General features: G+C 39.8%; 16 protein-coding genes. 8 read left to right on the top strand and 8 right to left on the bottom strand.

Annotated elements, in window-relative coordinates:
• Positions 1-21 precede the first annotated feature (21 nt).
• Together B5D47_RS01995 and B5D47_RS01990 are read right to left on the bottom strand one after the other, a co-directional pair.
• Positions 22-774, bottom strand: a complete 753-nt coding sequence (locus B5D47_RS01995; RefSeq protein ID WP_078930161.1) for a lysophospholipid acyltransferase family protein — start codon at positions 772-774, stop codon at positions 22-24.
• A 214-nt stretch (positions 775-988) separates the two neighbouring features.
• Complete coding sequence (locus tag B5D47_RS01990; RefSeq protein WP_078930160.1) at positions 989-2,833, bottom strand: ABC transporter substrate-binding protein; 1,845 nt, start codon at positions 2,831-2,833, stop codon at positions 989-991.
• Positions 2,834-3,060: 227 nt separating this feature from the next.
• Here B5D47_RS01990 and B5D47_RS01985 point away from each other — a divergent pair, with 227 nt between their 5' ends.
• The 3 genes from B5D47_RS01985 to B5D47_RS01975 all read left to right on the top strand — a co-directional run bounded on the left by B5D47_RS01985 (position 3,061) and on the right by B5D47_RS01975 (position 7,033).
• Positions 3,061-4,758, top strand: coding sequence for a SulP family inorganic anion transporter (locus B5D47_RS01985; RefSeq protein ID WP_078930159.1), 1,698 nt, complete (start codon positions 3,061-3,063; stop codon positions 4,756-4,758).
• A 52-nt stretch (positions 4,759-4,810) separates the two neighbouring features.
• A complete protein-coding gene (locus tag B5D47_RS01980) occupies positions 4,811-6,241 on the top strand; it encodes an ankyrin repeat domain-containing protein (RefSeq protein WP_078930158.1) in 1,431 nt (476 codons plus the stop codon).
• Positions 6,242-6,349: 108 nt separating this feature from the next.
• Positions 6,350-7,033 carry a GTP pyrophosphokinase gene (locus B5D47_RS01975; protein WP_078930157.1) on the top strand — a complete coding sequence of 228 codons (684 nt, stop codon included), beginning with the start codon at positions 6,350-6,352 and terminating at the stop codon, positions 7,031-7,033.
• Positions 7,034-7,061: 28 nt separating this feature from the next.
• Here the strand turns inward: B5D47_RS01975 and B5D47_RS01970 are convergent, their stop codons facing one another.
• On the bottom strand, positions 7,062-10,217 hold the full coding sequence (locus tag B5D47_RS01970) for a DUF4573 domain-containing protein (protein WP_078930156.1): 3,156 nt from the start codon (positions 10,215-10,217) through the stop codon (positions 7,062-7,064).
• Between the two features lie 135 nt (positions 10,218-10,352).
• Here B5D47_RS01970 and hflX point away from each other — a divergent pair, with 135 nt between their 5' ends.
• Both hflX and B5D47_RS01960 read left to right on the top strand, forming a co-directional pair.
• Positions 10,353-11,723: a GTPase HflX gene (gene hflX / locus B5D47_RS01965; protein ID WP_078930155.1), complete on the top strand. Its 1,371-nt coding sequence runs from the start codon at positions 10,353-10,355 to the stop codon at positions 11,721-11,723.
• Between the two features lie 10 nt (positions 11,724-11,733).
• Complete coding sequence (locus tag B5D47_RS01960) at positions 11,734-12,210, top strand: flagellar basal body-associated FliL family protein (protein WP_159443467.1); 477 nt, start codon at positions 11,734-11,736, stop codon at positions 12,208-12,210.
• A 105-nt stretch (positions 12,211-12,315) separates the two neighbouring features.
• Here B5D47_RS01960 and B5D47_RS01955 read toward each other — a convergent pair whose 3' ends face one another.
• Together B5D47_RS01955 and B5D47_RS01950 are read right to left on the bottom strand one after the other, a co-directional pair.
• A complete protein-coding gene (locus B5D47_RS01955; protein ID WP_078930153.1) occupies positions 12,316-13,284 on the bottom strand; it encodes a M23 family metallopeptidase in 969 nt (322 codons plus the stop codon).
• Between the two features lie 65 nt (positions 13,285-13,349).
• On the bottom strand, positions 13,350-13,952 hold the full coding sequence (locus B5D47_RS01950) for an SAM-dependent methyltransferase (protein ID WP_078930152.1): 603 nt from the start codon (positions 13,950-13,952) through the stop codon (positions 13,350-13,352).
• A 240-nt stretch (positions 13,953-14,192) separates the two neighbouring features.
• Here B5D47_RS01950 and B5D47_RS01945 point away from each other — a divergent pair, with 240 nt between their 5' ends.
• The 3 genes from B5D47_RS01945 to B5D47_RS01935 are packed head-to-tail and all read left to right on the top strand — an operon-like array spanning position 14,193 to position 16,246.
• Positions 14,193-15,248: an FPP/GGPP synthase family protein gene (locus tag B5D47_RS01945; RefSeq protein ID WP_078930151.1), complete on the top strand. Its 1,056-nt coding sequence runs from the start codon at positions 14,193-14,195 to the stop codon at positions 15,246-15,248.
• Between the two features lie 25 nt (positions 15,249-15,273).
• The gene (locus B5D47_RS01940) at positions 15,274-15,819 is read left to right on the top strand and encodes a tetratricopeptide repeat protein (RefSeq protein WP_078930150.1); all 546 of its coding nucleotides are present in this window, start codon (positions 15,274-15,276) and stop codon (positions 15,817-15,819) included.
• Positions 15,812-16,246, top strand: coding sequence for a SoxR reducing system RseC family protein (locus B5D47_RS01935; protein ID WP_078930149.1), 435 nt, complete (start codon positions 15,812-15,814; stop codon positions 16,244-16,246). Before B5D47_RS01940 ends, B5D47_RS01935 begins: the two co-directional genes overlap by 8 nt.
• 82 nt (positions 16,247-16,328) lie before the next feature.
• Here B5D47_RS01935 and B5D47_RS01930 read toward each other — a convergent pair whose 3' ends face one another.
• The 3 genes from B5D47_RS01930 to B5D47_RS11395 all read right to left on the bottom strand — a co-directional run.
• Positions 16,329-17,534 (bottom strand): protein-glutamate methylesterase/protein-glutamine glutaminase, encoded by a 1,206-nt coding sequence (locus B5D47_RS01930; protein ID WP_078930148.1) that lies wholly within the window; start codon positions 17,532-17,534, stop codon positions 16,329-16,331.
• A 101-nt stretch (positions 17,535-17,635) separates the two neighbouring features.
• A complete protein-coding gene (locus tag B5D47_RS01925; protein WP_078930147.1) occupies positions 17,636-18,451 on the bottom strand; it encodes a CheR family methyltransferase in 816 nt (271 codons plus the stop codon).
• A 480-nt stretch (positions 18,452-18,931) separates the two neighbouring features.
• On the bottom strand, positions 18,932-19,422 hold a 491-nt coding region (locus tag B5D47_RS11395), incomplete at its 5' end, for a hypothetical protein (protein WP_159443466.1).

Genomic DNA, 19,422 nt, shown 5'->3' with positions numbered 1-19,422 from the left:
AATCTCCCGCAAAAACTCAATCTATTTAGAATGAGATTCGATATAAAGTTTTTCTGCAGGCTTAAGCTGTTCGCAAATAATCTTTTCAATTTTTTCTGGAAGTGCAGCCTGCTGTTCGCGCGAAAGCTCCGCGGTCGGAATTGGATCATGTACGGTTATATAAATCGTATTTCCGCGGCTTATCGTCTTTTTTTCTTCAAAAACCTTATATGAGCCTTCAATTGTCAACGGCACAATCGGCGACTGCGACAAAAAGGCAAGTTTAAAGCTTCCTGCCTTAAATTCATGATGCAGACCGCCTTTTGAACGGGTTCCTTCCGGAAAAATCACCTGCGAATATCCTTTTTTTACATTTTCCGCAGCATCGCGAATAGCCTTGACCGAAGCGCGCGGACTTTTTCTGTCCATCAAAGTACAGTGCAAAAAGCGCATCCAGTCTTTTATCAGCGGAATTGAACCAATTTCTTTTTTTGAAACAAACGAAATAAATTTTGGAATATAACCATAAATCGAAGGAATATCCATATATCCCTGATGGTTTGCAATAAAAACCACGGCCGAATCTTCAGGAAGTTTTTCAAGTCCATTTACGACAACCTTAGTTCCTGTAATTTCGCAAATAAACCGCGCCCACTGAGGAACAATATCCGCCAGAATCGCATCCATTTCTGCGATTTTTCCCTGTTTTTCGAGTTTTAAACACTGATGCCGAAGTTTTTCCCGCTTGAACATCCAGGCAAAAATTTTTATAACCGTAATCAAAATTTTAAACATAGGTGCATCTCCTTAATAAAACACCGCGTTAGCGGCGAGCCACGGATGGCGAGAATCACAGTTTGTGAAAGCAACGCTTGAACAAACTGTAATGATAAAAATTACAGGGATGTAATTTTTATCATGCCTCCTTAAAAATGCAAAAAAATAAAAACAAAATCAGTATACCTGTAAAAATCCATTTCGTCATTATTTTGGCAATCAGTTATGCCAATCACTTTAAAAAAATATGCGTTGTTTCGGCACCGCCGACATTGTCAAAATAAACATTGCTCATATCCCAGCGGTTATTCAGCGCATAAAACGAACGTCCACGCACAAGATAAATTACAGGACACTGCTCAAGAATAATTTTCTGGTACTCGTCCCAGTACGGCTTTGCTTTTTTTTCGTCAACAATACAAGACGCTTCGTTGTAAAGCCAGTCAATTCGTTTTTCCCAGTCGGTTGCAGGCGTTTTTTGAAGTGGATACCACATATGAAGATTTCCGCCGCTAAGCCAGACATTCGACCCTTGAGTTGGAAAGATTGTTCCGCCGCTCAAACCAATAATCAGGCTCTGCCAGTCGTAAGTTGACGTAAGCTGCTCGACGAGACGCTGAAAATCCGTCTGACGCACATTCACCTCAATTCCTTCCTTTTTGCACTCATCTACAATTATTTGCGCAATATCCGACAAAGTGTTGCTAGAAGAAACAATCGTCAAATCAAATTCAACTTTATTTCCGTTCTGGTCATACAAAAAACCGTCGTCTTTCTTTTTAAAGCCGGCACTTTCTAAAAGTTTTTGCGCATGAGCGTGACTAAATCTATATTGAAGGAAAATTTCCTCGTTATAAAATTTATTTGCCGCTGGAAAAAATGAATATTTTGGCTCTGCAAGTCCACGGTAAGTTTGTCTTATAATACGTTCACGATTTAAAAGACAACTCATTGCCTGCCGGAATTCTTTCTTTGTAAACCATCCGTAGTATTTTTTGTCAGAATTCTGTGGATTTTGGTTAAAAGTCCAAAATGCGGCGTCAAGATTTCCTGCGCTCGAAAAAACAGAATATCCGTTTTCGCCAAAATTGTCCGCTCCATTTACAAGATTTTCAAGCTGCTCGGGAGCTGGCGCATATTCTTCAATTTTTCCCTGCTTAAACAAAAGATATGAAGTATTGTTGTCCGCCACAATCTGACAGATTTTTTTGTCTGGATAAACAATCGGCTTGCCTTCGGCATCTTTTTCCCAATAATCAGGATTTTTTTCATAGACTATTCTCTGTCCAGGCGTGTATTGTGTCAAAAAATACTTTCCGCATGAAGGAATTTTTTTTGGATCGTCCGCAACGCTAAAAATCTGCCTTAGAGCAGAAACTCCGCCACTATCCTTTGCCGTTTTGTAAATAAACGCAGGTCCAAAACTCATATTTGTTGCTAAAATCGGCTCCGCCACAATTCTCGGAAAATGAAAAACAAATTTTCGTGAATCAATTTTTTCAATCGTGATTTCTTTTTCGCTTCCGTCTGGCATAGCCATAAAACGCGAATTGTACGCTGACGAAGCGCATTCTTCATCACCATAAATTTCATCGTACCAAAAAACAACATCATCGCTGGTGATTTTTACTTTTTGCTGCGAATTGCCGTAGAAACTCCAGAAAATGTCATCGCGCAAAGTGTAGATTACGTCGAGAGTTCCATTTTTTTCGTCAGTAGAAATTTCAAAGTCTGCAAGCCTGGCCTGCCATTCACGTTTTACATAATTGTAATCGACAAGGCTGTCCGTAAGATAACTTAAAATTCCGGAAGTTGAGGCGTCGCGTTCTGCAATCAAAAGATTAAAGCTTTTTGGATCGGCAGAAATTGTTCCGTTCCAGACTCCGCCGTTTTTACCGATTTTCCAGCCTTCATCCTTAAAAGGTTTACTGATTGTTTTTGAGAGGATTCCGTCGGAAGCACTTGAGCGAAAGGCATCAATTTCTTCAAGCGTCATTTCAGGATATTTTTTACAGCCCGAAAAAAGTGAAGAAAAACAGAAAATCGAAAATAAAAAAAATTCTGCGCAACTTTTCATAACGAGAAAATTGTACTGGGAAGATTTGAAAATTGCAATTTTTCAAAACCGTACAAAAACAGTAAAAAATTGCAATGAATTGAAAATAAACGCAAAAAACGCAATAATGTTCTATATTTTTCACAAACAAATTCATTCAATAAATCTCAATCAAACCAAGGGAACCGCCAGTTTTTATTTTTTGGAGATGCCCTTCAATCCATTGACTTTTATTCACGGAGAAAAAGATGTACAAACCAGAGCTGCTTTACTCTCTAAAAGGCTATTCGCTCAAAAAATTCTCGCAAGATTTTATTGCAGGAATCATTGTTGGAATCGTAGCGCTTCCTCTTTCAATCGCTTTTGCAATTGCTTCAGGATGCAGTCCGGAAACTGGACTTTATACGGCAATCATTGCAGGCTTTTGTATTGCGGCATTTGGCGGAACAAAAGTTCAAATTGGCGGTCCGACAGGCGCATTCACCGTAATCATCTATGCAATCGTAAATAATCCGCAACTTGGATTTTCAGGACTCGCAACCGCGACAGTTTTGGCAGGAATTATTCTTATTCTTCTCGGAGCATTTAAACTCGGCGGACTTGTAAAATTCATTCCGTATACGATTGTTGTCGGTTTTACAGCAGGAATTGCAGTCACAATCGCAACAGGCCAAATAGGCGACTTTCTTGGACTTTCTCCAGAATTTCCAATGACGGTTTTGGGAAACGAATACACAAAAATGCCTGGAACCTTTTCCGGAAAAATTCTTGTTTACGCGTCTTCTCTCAGCACAATAAACTGGTATTCATTTATAATGGCTGCCGTAAGCCTTGCGACAATATTCTTGTGGCCAAAGGTTACAAAAAAAGTTCCTGGAAGTTTAATCGTGATTATTCTTGCAACCGTAATTCACATTTTTCTGAACAAAAAATTCGGTTTACAGACAGTTTTAATCGGCGACAGATATAAAATTCCTTCAGGACTTCCATCTCCAAAACTTCCAGCCCTCGACTTACTAACGATAAAAACTGTTTTTCCTACGGCAGTTTCGATTGCAGTACTGGCAGCCATTGAATCCCTTCTTTCCGCAGTTGTTGCAGACGGAATGATCGGCTCAAAACACGACTCAAACAACGAACTTATCGGCCAGGGGATCGCAAATATTTTCAGTCCGCTTTTTGGTGGTCTTCCAGCTACAGGAGCAATCGCCCGGACAGCAACAAACATCAACAACGGCGGACGAACTCCAGTTGCAGGAATGGTTCATGCAGTCGTTCTTCTTCTGATTATGGTTTGCTTTGGAAAATATGTTGAATATATTCCTATGGCGGCTCTTGCAGCAGTTTTAATGCAGGTAGCGTGGAACATGGCAGGAATTCCAGCAATCCGTTCGCTCATAAAAGGCCAAAAATCAGACATTACTGTCCTTGCAGTAACCTTCCTTCTTACAGTTTTTGTCGACCTGACTTATGCAATCGGTGTCGGACTTATGTTTGCGGCATTCTTCTTTATCAAAAAGATGATTGATTTGTCGGAAGTGCAGTCAGGAAGCCGCACAGTTGTCGTAGGAATCAAGGGAAACGGAAGCGAAGAACATATTGAGCTTCCAAAAGGCGTAATGGTTTACGAAATTGACGGTCCTTTATTCTTTGGAACAGTACGAAAATTCGAATTTGCAATGGAAAGAGCCGGGGCAGACGTCAAAGCAATTATTTTTAGAATGAGAAATACGCTCTATCTCGACGCCGGCGGAATCCGTGCTCTTACACAGGCAAAAGCGGCCTGCGACAGAAAGGGAATTCAGATAATTCTCTCAGGAATTCACACACAGCCTTACATGCTCTGCGAAAAAACCGGCATGGCAGACAAAATCGGCCGTGAAAATATTTTTGACAATATTGAAGCCGCATTAAACCGCGCAAAAGAAGTTACAGAAAAAAAATAAAATGTATCTCTAAAAACCCACTTTTTAGAAGTTTACAAGAACAGGTAGAAAAATGACAAAAGCTGAAAAAAACACTGAAAAACAGACCCAAAATTCAAATTCGGAAAAAATCGAAAATTCATTTGAATACAAGCTTGCAAAAGAACAGACTCTCGTTTATATCTGGCGCTCTGTCATGCAAGAATACATTTACAAAAACCAGGACATGCAGAAATTTTATGAACAGACAAAAGAAATTGCGCCTGCACGTTCAGATTTTTTTGTAAACTGGTTAAAGGCTTTTGTCGCAACAGCAGAACTCGACTTTAACGCTGCCACAGAATTTTACAAAAACGCATTCGATTCAATTTCTCAGGCAGAAGAATACACAGGAAGATTTGTCCAGCAGGCATTTACCTTTTTTATGTACACGGAAAATAAAAAACAGGCTCTAAAAGTCTGGGAATACGGTGTTTCTAAAAAAATGGTCGCTCCTTTGGACGAAAACTTCTTCAAAAATTTCAATGAAAAAGAGCAGTTTTGGACTCAGTTTGCGCCAAAAATGTTCAAAAACGAAAAACTGGCAGAAGAAAAAGCAATTGCCGACTACAAGCCAAACACAAAAGACAAGCTTTTGTCAGCAATTCAAAATCCTGACCTTAAAAAATTCAAAACAGCGGCAAAAAACGAAGATTTGAACACACGCCTAATCGAAGGAATCTCCCCTCTCTACTTTGCAATCCAGACAAAATCAACAATAAAAGGCGGAAGCAGTTCTTATGCAAAAGGAATGGCAGATTTCCGAACAAACCAGCTGCTTTCAAGTTTTGACCTGAGCCACGCAAGCAAAGAACGGCTGGAAGAAGCATTTTTGACAGTAAGCCACAGCATGAAACAAACTTACATAGAATCAGGACTTGGAAAAATCATGTTCTACGCATATTATTGCCGCGACGAGGAAATTGAATCAAAGCTGAATGAGTTGAACAAAATAATTGACTTTATAATCGGCTCAATAAAAAATCCAGACGAATTCAAAATCAATTCCGGCGCAAAAATGTCAAACACCGCGCTTTATCTCGCCGCCGAAACCGACGATGCAGAAACTGCAAAAAAGCTAATTCAAAAAGGCGCCGCCACAAACAAGGCAAATGGACGTGCGGATTTTTCATTTACAAAAAAAGACGGAACAAAAGTTCAGACTTCAATTCCAAACACGTTCATTTACAGGCTGATAAGTTTTCACAGCTGGAATACGCTCGAAATGTTTTTGACAGATTTTCCAGAAATTGCAAAACCGCAGATGACAGAAAAAACAGAAACTTCGAACGTAACTCCACTTGTTTTTTTAATTTTGACTCTCGTTTATGGTTCAAAAAACGAAAAAGTTTTCGAGCAAAATAAAAAAATTACGGACAGTCTGCTCCCTCTTTTTCAAAAATGCGGAGCAAAACTCGAACAGAATACGGCATTTGGAACGGCAAAAGAACTTCTGGGACTTTAAAAAAGAAGCAAAGCTCGGAGAGAAGATTTATTCGGCAAAAAACTTGCCTTTAAGTAACTTTCATCATTATATTTTATTTTAGAGTTAAAGCTTAAAAAAGGTAAAATAATGCAAAATGTGACTGAGGAAGAAAATAAGTTTCCTGAAATAATAGAAAAAACTCTGTCGAATCCGGACGATGTTTACAAAATCGCAATCCAGTTTCAGCAGATAATGATGATTTACGAAAGCGCAACAAAGCAGCTTGAAACAAAACTCGACATTCTAAATAAAGAAAATAAAGTTACTGGACGCAGAAATCCAATCGAAACCGTAAAAACTCGAATCAAAAGTCCGCAGAGCATAGTTGGCAAACTCGAAAAAAAACATCTGCCGTTCAACTTTGAATCAATGACAAAAAATCTCAACGACATTGCAGGAATTAGAGTAATCTGCCCTTATATTTCCGACATTTACAAAGTCCGCGACATTCTTTTAAAACAACCGGACATAAGTTTAATCGAAGAAAAAGATTACATAAAAGATCCAAAAGAAAGCGGCTACAGAAGCCTTCATCTTGTTGTTGAAGTTCCAGTTTATCTTTCGGAAACAACTCACAATGTAAAAGTCGAAATTCAACTCCGCACAATTGCAATGGACTTTTGGGCAAGTCTTGAACATGAACTGCACTACAAAACCTCGACAAAAGTTCCGGAAAGCGTACGCAGAGAGTTGTTCCGCGTTGCCGAAACAATTGCAATGACAGACCGCGAAATGGAAGAAATTGCAATAGAACTTCAACAGATGGATTAAAGTACGGTCGCTCCACAGTGTCAGAATTTTATTTTTTCCAAATCACTGATTCAACAAGTTCTTCCAAATTTCTGTCAAGAACGTAATCTGTTTTTTCAGGTTCGCCTTCTATATGGAACGTTCCATCTTCACTTTCAACAATAGCTTTTGAGTTTATCGAAGTTAAGTCGGTAATATTGTTTTTTGACTGAGCAAATCCAGCAAACATAAACGGACGTGTCGCTTCCTGATTAGAAAGAGTTTCTAAGGTATCGAGTTCTTCAACTTCTTCAACTTCTTCAACTTTTTCAGTTTCTGGCAAATCTTGAGAATCTTCTGATGTTTCTATAAAGTCAGTTTTTTCCTGCTGTTCTACAATTTCGTCTTCTGGTATTTGCATTTTTTGTTCTTCTTCGCTATTATCTTCGTCTTCGTCCAAAAATGAAAAATCTATTTTACCAACCTTAAAATCTTCTGCAAACTCAAAGTCTTCATCAGAATCCAATTTTTTTGGTTTTGGACTGCTAAAATCCAGTTTTTCGCCATCAGCAAATTGAATTTCAGTGTCGTCTTCATTCTCGGTTTCGCCTATGCTATCGGTTTCATCAACCGGCTCAACAGCATCTGCGCTCTCGGTTTCATCAACTGGCTCAATCTCGTCTACGCTTTCGGCTTCCTCAACCGGCTCAATCTCGTCTACGCTCTCGATTTCATCTACCGGCTCAATTTCGTCTGCGCTCTCAACTTCTTCAACCGTTTCAACGTCATCTACGCTCTCGATTTCATCAACCGCTTCAACATCATCAACGTTTTCAGCCTCATCAACCGTTTCAACATCATCTACACTCTCGGCTTCTTCAACTGGTTCAATCTCGTCTACTTTCTCGGCTTCATCAACCGGCTCAATCTCGTCTACGCTCTCAATTTCATCTACCGGCTCAACGTCATCTACGCTCTCGGCTTCCTCAACTGGTTCAATTGCAGCTACACGATCGGCTTCAGCCTCATCAACCGGCTCAATCTCGTCTACGCTCTCAATTTCATCTACCGGCTCAATTTCATCTACGCTCTCGGTTTCATCAACCGGTTCAATCTCGTCTACGCTTTCGGCTTCATCAACTGGTTCAATTGCAGCTACACTTTCGGCTTCATCAACCGGCTCAATCTCGTCTACGCTCTCAATTTCATCTACCGGCTCAATTTCATCTACGCTCTCGGTTTCATCTACCGGCTCAATTTCGTCTGCGCTCTCGATTTCATCAACCGGCTCAACATCATCTACGCTCTCGGCTTCTTCAACCGTTTCAACATCATCTACGCTCTCAACTTCGTCAACCGGATCAATCTCGTCTACGCTCTCGGTTTCATCTACTGGCTCAACGTCATCTACGCTCTCGGCTTCCTCAACTGGTTCAATTGCAGCTACACGATCGGCTTCAGCCTCATCAACCGCTTCAACATCATCAACGTTTTCAGCCTCATCAACCGTTTCAACATCATCTACACTCTCGGCTTCTTCAACTGGTTCAATATCTTCTACGCTTTCGGCTTCCTCAACCGGCTCAACATCATCTACGCTCTCGGCTTCTTCAACCGGTTCAACGTCATCTACGCTTTCAACTTCTTCAACCGGCTCAACATCATCTACGATTTCGGCTTCTTCAACCGGCTCAATCTCGTCTGAACTCTTCTGGACATCGCTTTTTTTTGCGTTTTCCTGATTTTTTACGTTAATGCTCAGTTGTCCGCTGCCCAAAATTTCTTCGAGAACATTTTTTAATTCGGTGCTGTCTATTTTTACGCTTTCTTGAAACTGAGAATTTTTCGGGGAATCTGAAAAAATTGTTGTTTCAAAAAGCTCTGCCCAGCCGTTTTCAAAAAGCGCATCAATTTCGGCGGGATATTTTTTTCCGCGACGGCCAAGGCTTTTTTTAATTTCTTCTTTTAATTCATTTTTTCGTTTTTTTAGTTCTTCGCCAGGAAGTTTTTCTTTGGAATTTTCGTACGATTCGGCAAAAATTTTCTGAAAACGGTTTATTCTCGCTTTTATCACGCTCAAATCATCACGTTTTAAGTTTAAAATCAAAAAAATCGTCAAAAACAAGGTTAGAAAAACGAGAGATAACAAAAGAATACGAAGCTCGAGGGAAATTTTAAACATTCCACCGTCATAAACAAAACAGAGAAAACTAAAATTTTCTTCGCCCAAATCCACAATCTTCGTAAAAACCGCAAAATTATAGCTTGCAGAAAGCGGCTCTTTATTTTCTTCTGCATTTTCCGTCGAAAATTCTTTTTTTTCAGAATCAATTTGCTCGCTTGAATCTTCAGTTTTATCCAAAAGAAGATAAGTTCCTGTCAAACCAACATTCTGTTCAAAAAGTTCAGTCCGCCTGTTTTCAGCCAAATTCAAAACCTTTTTACGGACATTTTCGCGCAGTGCTTCCAGACCGTTTCCCAAAAGCTCAGAATTTGAATAAGGAAGTCCAAAAATATAACCTGCGCAATCAGAATTGCCTGTAAAAAGATATTCCGCTCCATCTTTTTCCGAAAGACTGATTTTATTTTTTGAATACAAAAATCTTAGAAAATCTTCGGTTCCGCAATAAAAAAATACGTCTGCCTGCTGCGAAATTTTTCCAGAATTATCTTTTCCAATAAAGGGCAACGAATAAATTATGCGTTTTTTTTCAAAATCATTAAAAATCTTGAATTTCCGGCCGTTTTTGCAATCCAAAAGCTCAAATTCAACTTCCTGCCCGTTTTTTACAAAATTCGAATAATCTTCGTAAACCGTCGAGCGTTCGTTTTGTTTTTTTTTGTCGCTTTCAAAACTGCTGTAATGAATTTTCCGGCCGTTAGAATCAACAATGCGAATTCCCTGTAAATAAGGCGACGAAGAAAAAATCTTTGCACAAGCCAAAGCACGCGACTTTACTTCCTCGTCCGACGAAACTGATTTTGTAAAAGAAAGCACAGAATCGTCCGAAGCAAAAGAAGCAAAACGCTCAAAGAGAATCTGATTATATTGTTTTTCCTGTTCCGAAAGTTCCCTGATTTTCTGTTCAATCGGTTTTCTTACAGCCGGCTGATAAAATTTTGCTTCAATAGAATCAAACTGTCCAGAAAGTGTAATCACCGAAAAAAAAGCAAAAATTACGACAGAAATCAGCAAACTTACAGAAAATTTCTGACTCGAAGTCAAAATTTCACCTGCAAATTAAAAAATATTTTCTCTATTCTATCTAAAATCGGCAAAAAAAAGTAAGGAATTCACTGTTTTTACAAAATATTTTATACTATTTTTGTTATAAAATTCGCATTTTATAAACGCTAGAACATGATAGAAATTGAAGAAGAACAGAATCAAAAAATAAAAGCTTTGCTTATTGGCCAGCCGGAAGTTCCGCTTGCAGAACTCGAAGGTCTTTGTAAAACACTCGGAATAGAAACAGTCAGAAGCGTAAATTTGACGCGCTATGAACCTTCTCCAGCCTATGGAATCGGCTCAGGAAAGGCTCAGGAACTTTGCGCACTTGCAAAAGAGCTTCAGGCAGATGCAATAATTTTTGACTACATTCTTGAACCGCGAAAACAGCGCAACTGGGAAAAACTTTCAAAACTTGCAGTTTTTGACAGGCAGGAAGTCATTTTACGGATTTTTTCCGCACGGGCGCAGACAAAAGAAGCCGTTCTTCAGGTGCAGCTTGCAAAACTCGAATACTCACTTCCGCGGCTTGCCCACATGTACGGAGACTTTGCAAGACAACGAGGCGGAAATTACGGTTCAAAAGGCAGCGGCGAAACCCAGCTCGAACTCGATCAAAGACAGGTTCGCGACAAGATTGCACTTGTAAAAAAAGAACTTTCCCAGGTTGTGCTCGACCGCCAGACACAGCGCAAAAAACGCGACAGAACGCCATGTCCGTCCTGTGCAATAGTCGGTTACACAAATGCCGGAAAATCAACCCTGCTCAACGCACTCACTGGAGCCGAAGTTTTTGTCGAAGACAAGCTTTTTGCAACCCTTGACCCAACAACAAGAAGGCTCAACTTAAAAGAAGGCGGCTCAATTCTTCTTACGGACACAGTCGGCTTTATTTCAAACCTGCCGCATTCTCTCGTAAACGCCTTTAAATCCACCCTCGAAGAAGCAAAAAACGCAGATTTGCAGCTTCTCGTTCTTGATTCTAGCGATCCGAATGTTTTTGAACAGTATAAAACAGTCGTTTCTGTTCTTGAAGAAATAAAAGCAGATAAGGTAAAGCGAATAATCGTACTGAACAAAACAGATTCTCTCGAAGCGGAAAGTCCGCAGGCAGTCCGGCTTTATGCCGAATTCAGCAATGCGGTAAAAATAAGCGCCTTAAATCATGACGGTTTTGAGCAGCTCACTCAAAAAATCTGCGACAGCCTCTTAGGCAAAGTCCAAAACTTGATAATTCCAACAGAAAAACACGCGCTTTTAAACGACATACGCAAAAACGGCATCTTGCTCACTGAGGAATGGCTTACCGACGGAATCCACGTAAAGGCGCGAATCGGGCAGAAATTTTCTGTTTCGCAGGAAGAACAAAAAACTTACGAAAATTCAATTTTTGTGACAGAAACAAACGGAAATTCTCCAAATTTAAAAAGAATAAAAAACAGGCTTTACTCAATTTTAGAGCCATATTTTGAATTAAATGCCGGCTCAGAAACAAAAGAATAAAATGGACAGATTGAATAAAATTTTAACAAGAATATTAGTTTTTCTCGCGGCGATTGTTTTTTTGACAGGAATTATTTTCTCAATTTTGCGCTCAAAAAGCAAAACTAAAGACGCATTGCAAGACAGCGAAAAAATATTTTTAAATCAGGCAGAATTTAAAAGTTTTTCTTCTCAAAAAAGCAAGGCCTTTACAAAAATCGGAAAACTACGCGCCGCAACAAAACCCGGCAAAAACGGAAAAACAAAAATCGTGCTTATAACGCCATACATCGAATACAGTGACGACCATACTTTTTACGAAGAACTAGACCGGAATCTGAAAAAAATGCGCGAAATAATACTCAATTATTTTTCTGAACAGACAGCCGAAGAACTGGCTAAAAAAAACGAAGAAAAAATAAATTCAGAACTTTTAGAAAAATTGAATTCGATTTTGATTTTACAGAAAATTCAAAGGCTTTATTTTACAGATTTTTTGATTTTATAAAAAAAGTTTTCCACAGCCCGGATTGTAGCCCCGTCAGTTTGAGCGGCTCAGTGCCGCTCAAATGGAGCGAATAGCGGAAGGGCGAAAAGCCGGAAAAGCTGCCGTCTAATTCCACAAATTCTGAGGATTTATCTGCTTGCCGTTTTTAAAAACCGTAAAATGCAGGTGCGGTCCTGTGCTCAAACCTGTGCTTCCTACATAGCCGATTACAGAATTTTGTGTTACGTACTGATTTTTTACAGCTGCAATTGCGCTCATGTGTCCGTAAAGCGTTTTATAACCAGAATGATGGGTTACAATCACGTAATTTCCGTAAGTGTTGTTAAAACCGGTAGATGTAACTTTTCCGTCCATTGCCGCATAGATTCTTGTTCCCTGAGGACAGGCCATATCTACTCCGCTGTGATAAGAACGCGCTCCTGTAAAAGGCGATTTTCTCCATCCAAAAGCGGAAGACAGATACCATCTTGCATGCACCGGTTTTTTAAACAAATCTCCGTTAATTTCCTGACGGGTAACCCAATCCAGATGAGCATCCGGCAAAAAGAGCATTGTTCCGGCAGAAAGAGAGTCGCTTTCCGAAACCTTATTTACTGCGCAGAGCTTTGCATTGTCAATCTTATATTTTTCAGCAATCGAAAGAGAAGTCTCGCCATCTTTGCGCACAGTGTACAGAATTCCGGGAATCGAAGGAATTTTTAAATAAGTTCCAATCTGCAAAAGTCTGGAAGAACGGATATTGTTTACAGAAATTATGGTATCTTCCGTAATTCCGAAATTTGACGCAATAACGCTAATCATATCTCCAGAATGCACGCGGTAAGAAGTGTAGCAAATCTCGCTCAAGTTAAGATTTTCTTCTTCGACAAGGGCAACCTCGCTTTCTGTAACAACAGGCAACCCTGGAGTTTCAAAACCTCCCTGGCCGTTTTCTTCCTGCTCTTCAGGTTGCAAAAAAAGTCCGATCGTCAAAACGACACTAAAAGAAGCTGCGGCGACAGAAAAACAGGCGAGAGTTTTCATGCTAAATATTTTCTTTTTAAAACCAGCAAAATCAATATTTTTAAATTTCATTTTTTATCCTGTCTATAATACAAGCAATGCAATTATCAGACGCAATTGCAAATAAAAAAACGGCCTTAAACATTTTTTTTATTTATTCCAATAAGATAAGTCTCAAAACTTTCGGCACGGCAGGCAACAGGCTTAAAACCTTTTGCAGAAGTAAAAACTTCGCGCATCATTTTTAAGAGCGACTGCTGGTCTCCGTTCTGAAAAACCTTTACCGCAAAATTTCCTCCCGGACGCAACATTGTCTGGGCATAATAAATCGCCATTTTTACAAGTCCCTGAGAACGCGCAGTGTCGACAATTCTGTTACCTGTTGTTTTAGGAGCAGCGTCGCAAACCACAAGATCAAACGGACCTTCTTTTTTTATAGTTTCCAAAATAGTTTTGTCAGTCAAATCGCCCTGGATAAAAACAAGATTGTCACCCTTTACATCTTTTGCAAGAGGATTCAAGTCGCAGGAAACAACCTTGCTTTCCGGACTCAAATTTCTAAGCAAAAAGGTCGTCCAGCTTCCAGGAGCCGCACCCAAATCCAAAACCGTGCTGTTTTTTTTGAGAATATGAAATTTTTCGTCAATTTCTTTTAATTTATAAACCGAACGCGCAGAATACCCTTCCGAAAAAGCTTTTTGCGACCAAAAATCCGGTTTTTCATAACTGTTCGATGCCATATTTCTTAATCGGCAAATTTTACTCATTTTTTTACTGTTTTGTAAATGAAAGTTTACTGCTTTTTTTTGGATTTTTAAGGGCGTGCCGGCAAAAAATTGCCGTCAGGCTTTCCAGGGTTCCGGCTTCCGCCTCCATTGCTCCACTTCGTTCCGCAACGGCTTTATAAGCCGCCCTTCCAATCCTTCACGCATTCAAAATCACTCGTACACAAAATATGATTTTTGAGTTATAATAAAATTATGAAACAAGAATTTACATCTCGCCTTGAAAAAATTGAGCTTTCTCTACAAAAATTTCTGCCGCAAGAACTTAATGACAGCTGGAAAGAACTGTCGTTCGGAAAAATAGATTCGTGCATAAATCAGGAGCATATTTCGGTTTTAACACAGCCTTGCGCACATTTGGTTTCGCTTGGCGGAAAAAGATGGCGTCCTTTGCTTCTCGTGCTCTGCGCGCAAATGACAGCCCAGGCAAAAAAAACAGATGTAGATTTAACAAAAGCCTACGGTTTAACTCCGCTTGTTGAATTTGCACACACTGCAAGCCTTATTCACGATGACATTGAAGACGGAGCAGACACACGCCGCGGAAAACCATGCGCGCACATTTCTTACGGAATGGACGTTGCCATAAACGCAGGAAGCTGGCTTTATTTTGAAGCAACAACTGCAATAAAAGCGTTAAATCTTTCTTCAGACGAAAAACTTCGCCTCTACGAACTTTTTCTGCAAGAACTGCGCCTTTTGCATCTCGGCCAGGCAATGGACATTAAATGGCACAGAAATCCGGACTTAATTCCTTCAATCGAAGAATATACAGCCATGGTTCGTAACAAGACAGGAACACTCGCACGACTTGCGGTCAAACTCGGAATTCTTGCAGGTGGCGGAACTGATTCAGAAATCGAAGAAGCTGGAAAAATCGCTCAGGACATTGGTGTTGCATTCCAGATTATTGACGATGTAAAAAACCTTACAACCGGAAATCCAGGCAAAAAACGCGGAGATGATATTGTCGAAGGCAAAAAATCTCTGCCGGTTCTTCTTCATCTGCAAAAAAATCCACAGGACGAAAAAATACTTGCCCAATATTTTACACAGGCAAAAAATAAAGGAATTGAAAGTCCAGCCGTCGAAAAAGCGATTCAGCTTTTAACACAGAGCGGAGCGGTTGAGCAGGCGGCAAAAAAAGGTTCTGAGCTTGTAACACAAAAAAGCCAGGAACTTGCACTGCTTTACGGAACAAAAACAGAAATCGGCACCTTGATTGAAGAACTTTTCAATTCAATGCGTTAACCACAGTAAAAACGGAAGTACGAATATGCCGGCAAAAAAAGAAAACGTTTCACAACTTAATTCTCAGGCAATAAAACTTGCAGCCAACGGCGAATATAAAGAAGCGATTGCATGTTTTCAAAAGGCAATCACTTTGGAAAAAAACAACTACCGCCTTTGGTATAATCTTGGCGTTACTTACCGAGACACAGGCGACCTTTTGCGTGCAAAAGAATCTTTGGACAAGGCCTATTCAATCGAAGCCGAAGATGATCAGGTAATAGAAATGCTTGCTTTAATTGATTTTAACATTGGCCTTACAACCGAAGCATTACAATTCTGCCATGAAGGATTGGAAAACAACTGCAACAATTCACGGCTTTGGAACACACTCGGCGTAATCTACTTTAATCTCGAAAAATACGAAAACGCCTCCGAAGCCTTTGAACAGGCAATTACAATCGATCCGTATTATTACGACGCGCTCTTTAACTTACGCGACACATACGAAGAAACAGGCAATAAAGTCGGCTACAAACTCTGCGATGAGCAGTTAAAAGCAATCAAAAATTTTGGACAGATAAATGCTTAATTTTGCCAGGGTCATTACTGTTTCGCAAAATTCTCAAAAAGTCTTATTGGCTTCAGTTTTTTCGTCAGCTTGCATAAACTGCCCTTCGATAAGGACATGCAGGCACAGCGCAAAGACATTTACAGCTCTAAACGTAAAGAATTTTAACCTCGAAGAAGGAAATATCGTCCGCATAGCATTAAAAACTCCAGTCAGAATTTTGCAGGGACTTTGCGCACTTTTCCTGCCCATAACACTTTGCATTCTTGGACTTATTTTTGCCCCTGCCCTGTTTAAAATGACAAATTTTCCGGCAAATATTCAATTTAGCGAAACTATAAGGTTTTTAGCGGGAATCGCAGCATTTTTCTTAGGCGAACTGGCAGTTTTTATCTTTAGCAGGGCAACATTCATACCATTGTCGCCAATCATAAAACAAAAAATATAAAAAAAGCGGTGAATGTTGCGCTAAAATTGCTCAAAACTCAATCACCGCTCTTCTTTTAATTTTAAATATTTAAATATTCATTCTAATAATTTGAAATTGCTAGGCTGCTTATTTCTTCAGCCATCTTGTCCAAGGCAACCTGTTTTTGAACAGCGCCAAGTTCCCATGCAACACGTGGCATTCCATAAACAATGGCAGATTTTTCATCCTGTCCCAAAGTCCACGCACCCTGCTTACGCATTTCTGCAAGTTCAACAGCGCCGTCTTTTCCCATGCCGGTCATAATTACACCAAGAGCATTGTACTTAAAAACCTTTGCAACAGACTCAAACATAACATCTGCCGAAGGTCTGTGCCCATTTCTTTGAGGCAGCTGGTTTGTACGAATCTGATATTTTCCAAAACCGTTGTTTTCAACCACAATATGAAAATCACCCGGAGCAATATAGACATGCCCTTCTTCAAGAATATCCTTATCTTCCGCTTCCTTTACGCTCAAAGGACAAATTCTGTCAAGGCTTGCAGCAAATTCTTTTGTAAAACCAGCAGGCATATGCTGAACAACAATAATCGGCTGCTTAACATTAGGATCAATATTTGCAAAAACTTCGCGCAACGCATTAGGTCCGCCAGTCGAAATTCCAATCGCAATCAGCTTAATTTTTCCAGGAGCATGCAACGGAGTAATAGCAACAATGTTTTTCTTTTCGCGAGGAATAGAAGTTTCAAAATCTTTTGGAATAGGAATCGGCTTCGGAGGAGGAATTACGACATCTTTAGCTTTATCGCCAAGAGCCTCATGAAGTTTTCTTTCAATCGCACGCTCCGAATTCAAGCGAATGTAAAAATCAGTGCTGTATACATTTTTTCCATTAAAACGCGCCTGAGCTCCGCCATAAGAAGCAATCATTTCAATCAGACGGTCAGCAACAGAGTTAATATCTACAGAAACAGAACCGTTTGGCTTGGTAATAAAATCGCAGGCACCGAGTTCAAGAGCTTCCATGGTTACGGCAGCACCTTTTTCAGCAATGGAAGACAAGATGATTACAGGAATATCAGGACCATGTTCCTTACGATAGCGAAGATATTCAATTCCCGTCATAACAGGCATTTCAATATCCAAAATAATAACATCAGGCTTTGTATATTCCAGTTTGTTTATAAGGAACTGCCCGTTCATCGCTTTATCAATAACTTTCATTCCAGGAGTATTGTCAATCACCCGCGAAATAACATTTCTCATTAACGCAGAATCATCACAAACCAAAACCGAAATGTCGTCCATTTTTAAATCTCCCATAACAAAATCGAAAGAAATGCGCGCTCAAACAAAAATATATTTACAAAGAGCCGCAAATCAAATTCATCTAAGCAAAATATTTTTTTCTATAAATTTTTCTGATAAAGACAAGCCCAGTCTGTCTTTAAAAATTCAAATTTCGTATCCATTCCAAAAAGCGATTCAGAATGACCGATAAAAAGATAAGATTTTTTGCCCATAGCGTCCCAAAATCTGTCAATACACGCTTTCTGAGCCGCTTCGTCAAAATAAATCAAAACGTTACGGCAAAAAACAATATCAAGATTTCTCATACCAGAATCGTTTCTAAGATTGTGGTAGTCGAATTTTATTGTAGAAATCAATTCCTTACAAACCTGATAACCGTTTTCGGTTTTAATAAAATACTTTGACAAATATTCTGAAGGAATTCCCTGAATTCTAGATTCCGGATAAAATCCCTGCTGACCAACCATAAGAGACTTCAAAGAAATATCAGAAGCCGTAATCTGGAAAGTATAAGGCGGAGGCAAAAGACTTTTTAAAATCATTGCAATCGTATAAGGTTCTTCACCAGTAGAACAGCCGGCGCTCCAAATCTTAATAACAGTTCCACCAGTTTTCTTTTTTTCTTCAATAATATGAGGAATTACATAATGAACAAGAGCATCAAAATGCGGCTGATTTCTAAAAAAACGAGTCAAATTAGTCGTAACAGAATCGAGCATCGTCTTCATTTCGCCTTCATCCGACATAATCAAATTATAATAATCCTGAACCGAAGCCAGATTTTTTTCGCGCAATTTTTCCTTTAAGCGCGAATCAAGAATCGAACGGTTTGTTGCCGAAAAAGTAATACCACTCTTGTCGTAAATAATTTTGCGAAATTTTTCAAATTCTGAATCAGTAAGTAAATCTGTCATACAAATATTATATCCCTGCAACCCCGAATTGTAAATTAAAAGCACTTTTTTAACAGAAAGTTAAATGCAAAAACCAAAATAAAAAGCAGGAGCGCACCACACGAAAAAACAGGCAAAAAGCGCACGGCCCCACAAACACCGCCACACCGTCCCTGCGCAGTTCCGCTTCCGCTCCATTAAAAAAGCGGCCACCCGACAGAAAAAAAAAGACCATAGTCCGCCGACCGCCAATCTCAACCGCCAAAAAAAACAGCACACGGCAAAAAACCGCTTTTTCAACGCCTGCGCGCCGCTCCGGCACGGGCTAAGCCCCCGGTCAATTCTGTTTTAGACAGGGAAGAAAAGGAGAAAAAGCGTCAAAAGAAAGAAAACCACAGCAGAAAATGCGAAAAAAAAGACAAGCAACTCACAAAGCATACAAAAAAAAGACAAAAATGCGCAATCAACAGAAAAGAAAGACATATTACGCAAAACAAACCGTTAAGCCGAGAGAAACTCCGATTTATAATGCGGAAATGTAAAAACACAAATCGCCAACAAACAACATTCAACGGCAGAAAAAAATATAAAAACGGACATCAACAATAAAGAAAAATTGGCGCAAAAAAAACAAACCAACGACAAAAAGAAACGATCAGCACAGAAATGTTGAACAAACAAACCGCCGTCAAAAACAACCGGACAAAGCGCAGAAACCGCCGCACACAACAAACGCAAAAACGGCGACCGCCGGACAACAATAAAACGACAGATAAAAGAAGGAAACCAACGAAACCACGCACAAAGCGCGCAAACAGCGGCATAAAAGAGACATACCACCGTAAAACAAGCCGCCAAGCCATAAAACAACAGCCAGAAGCGCACGCGAACGCCCAGAACCGCCAACAAACAATATTCACGGCAGAAAGACATATAAACGGCAGGAACATCGCAGAAAGCGCCAGAGCCGCGCAAAGTGCGCCGAATGAAAA

It is taken from the genome of Treponema berlinense (genome assembly GCF_900167025.1).
Classification (GTDB): domain Bacteria; phylum Spirochaetota; class Spirochaetia; order Treponematales; family Treponemataceae; genus Treponema_D; species Treponema_D berlinense.
Note: the sequence above shows the minus strand (reverse complement) of the source record. Positions and strands in the feature narration are given on the sequence as shown.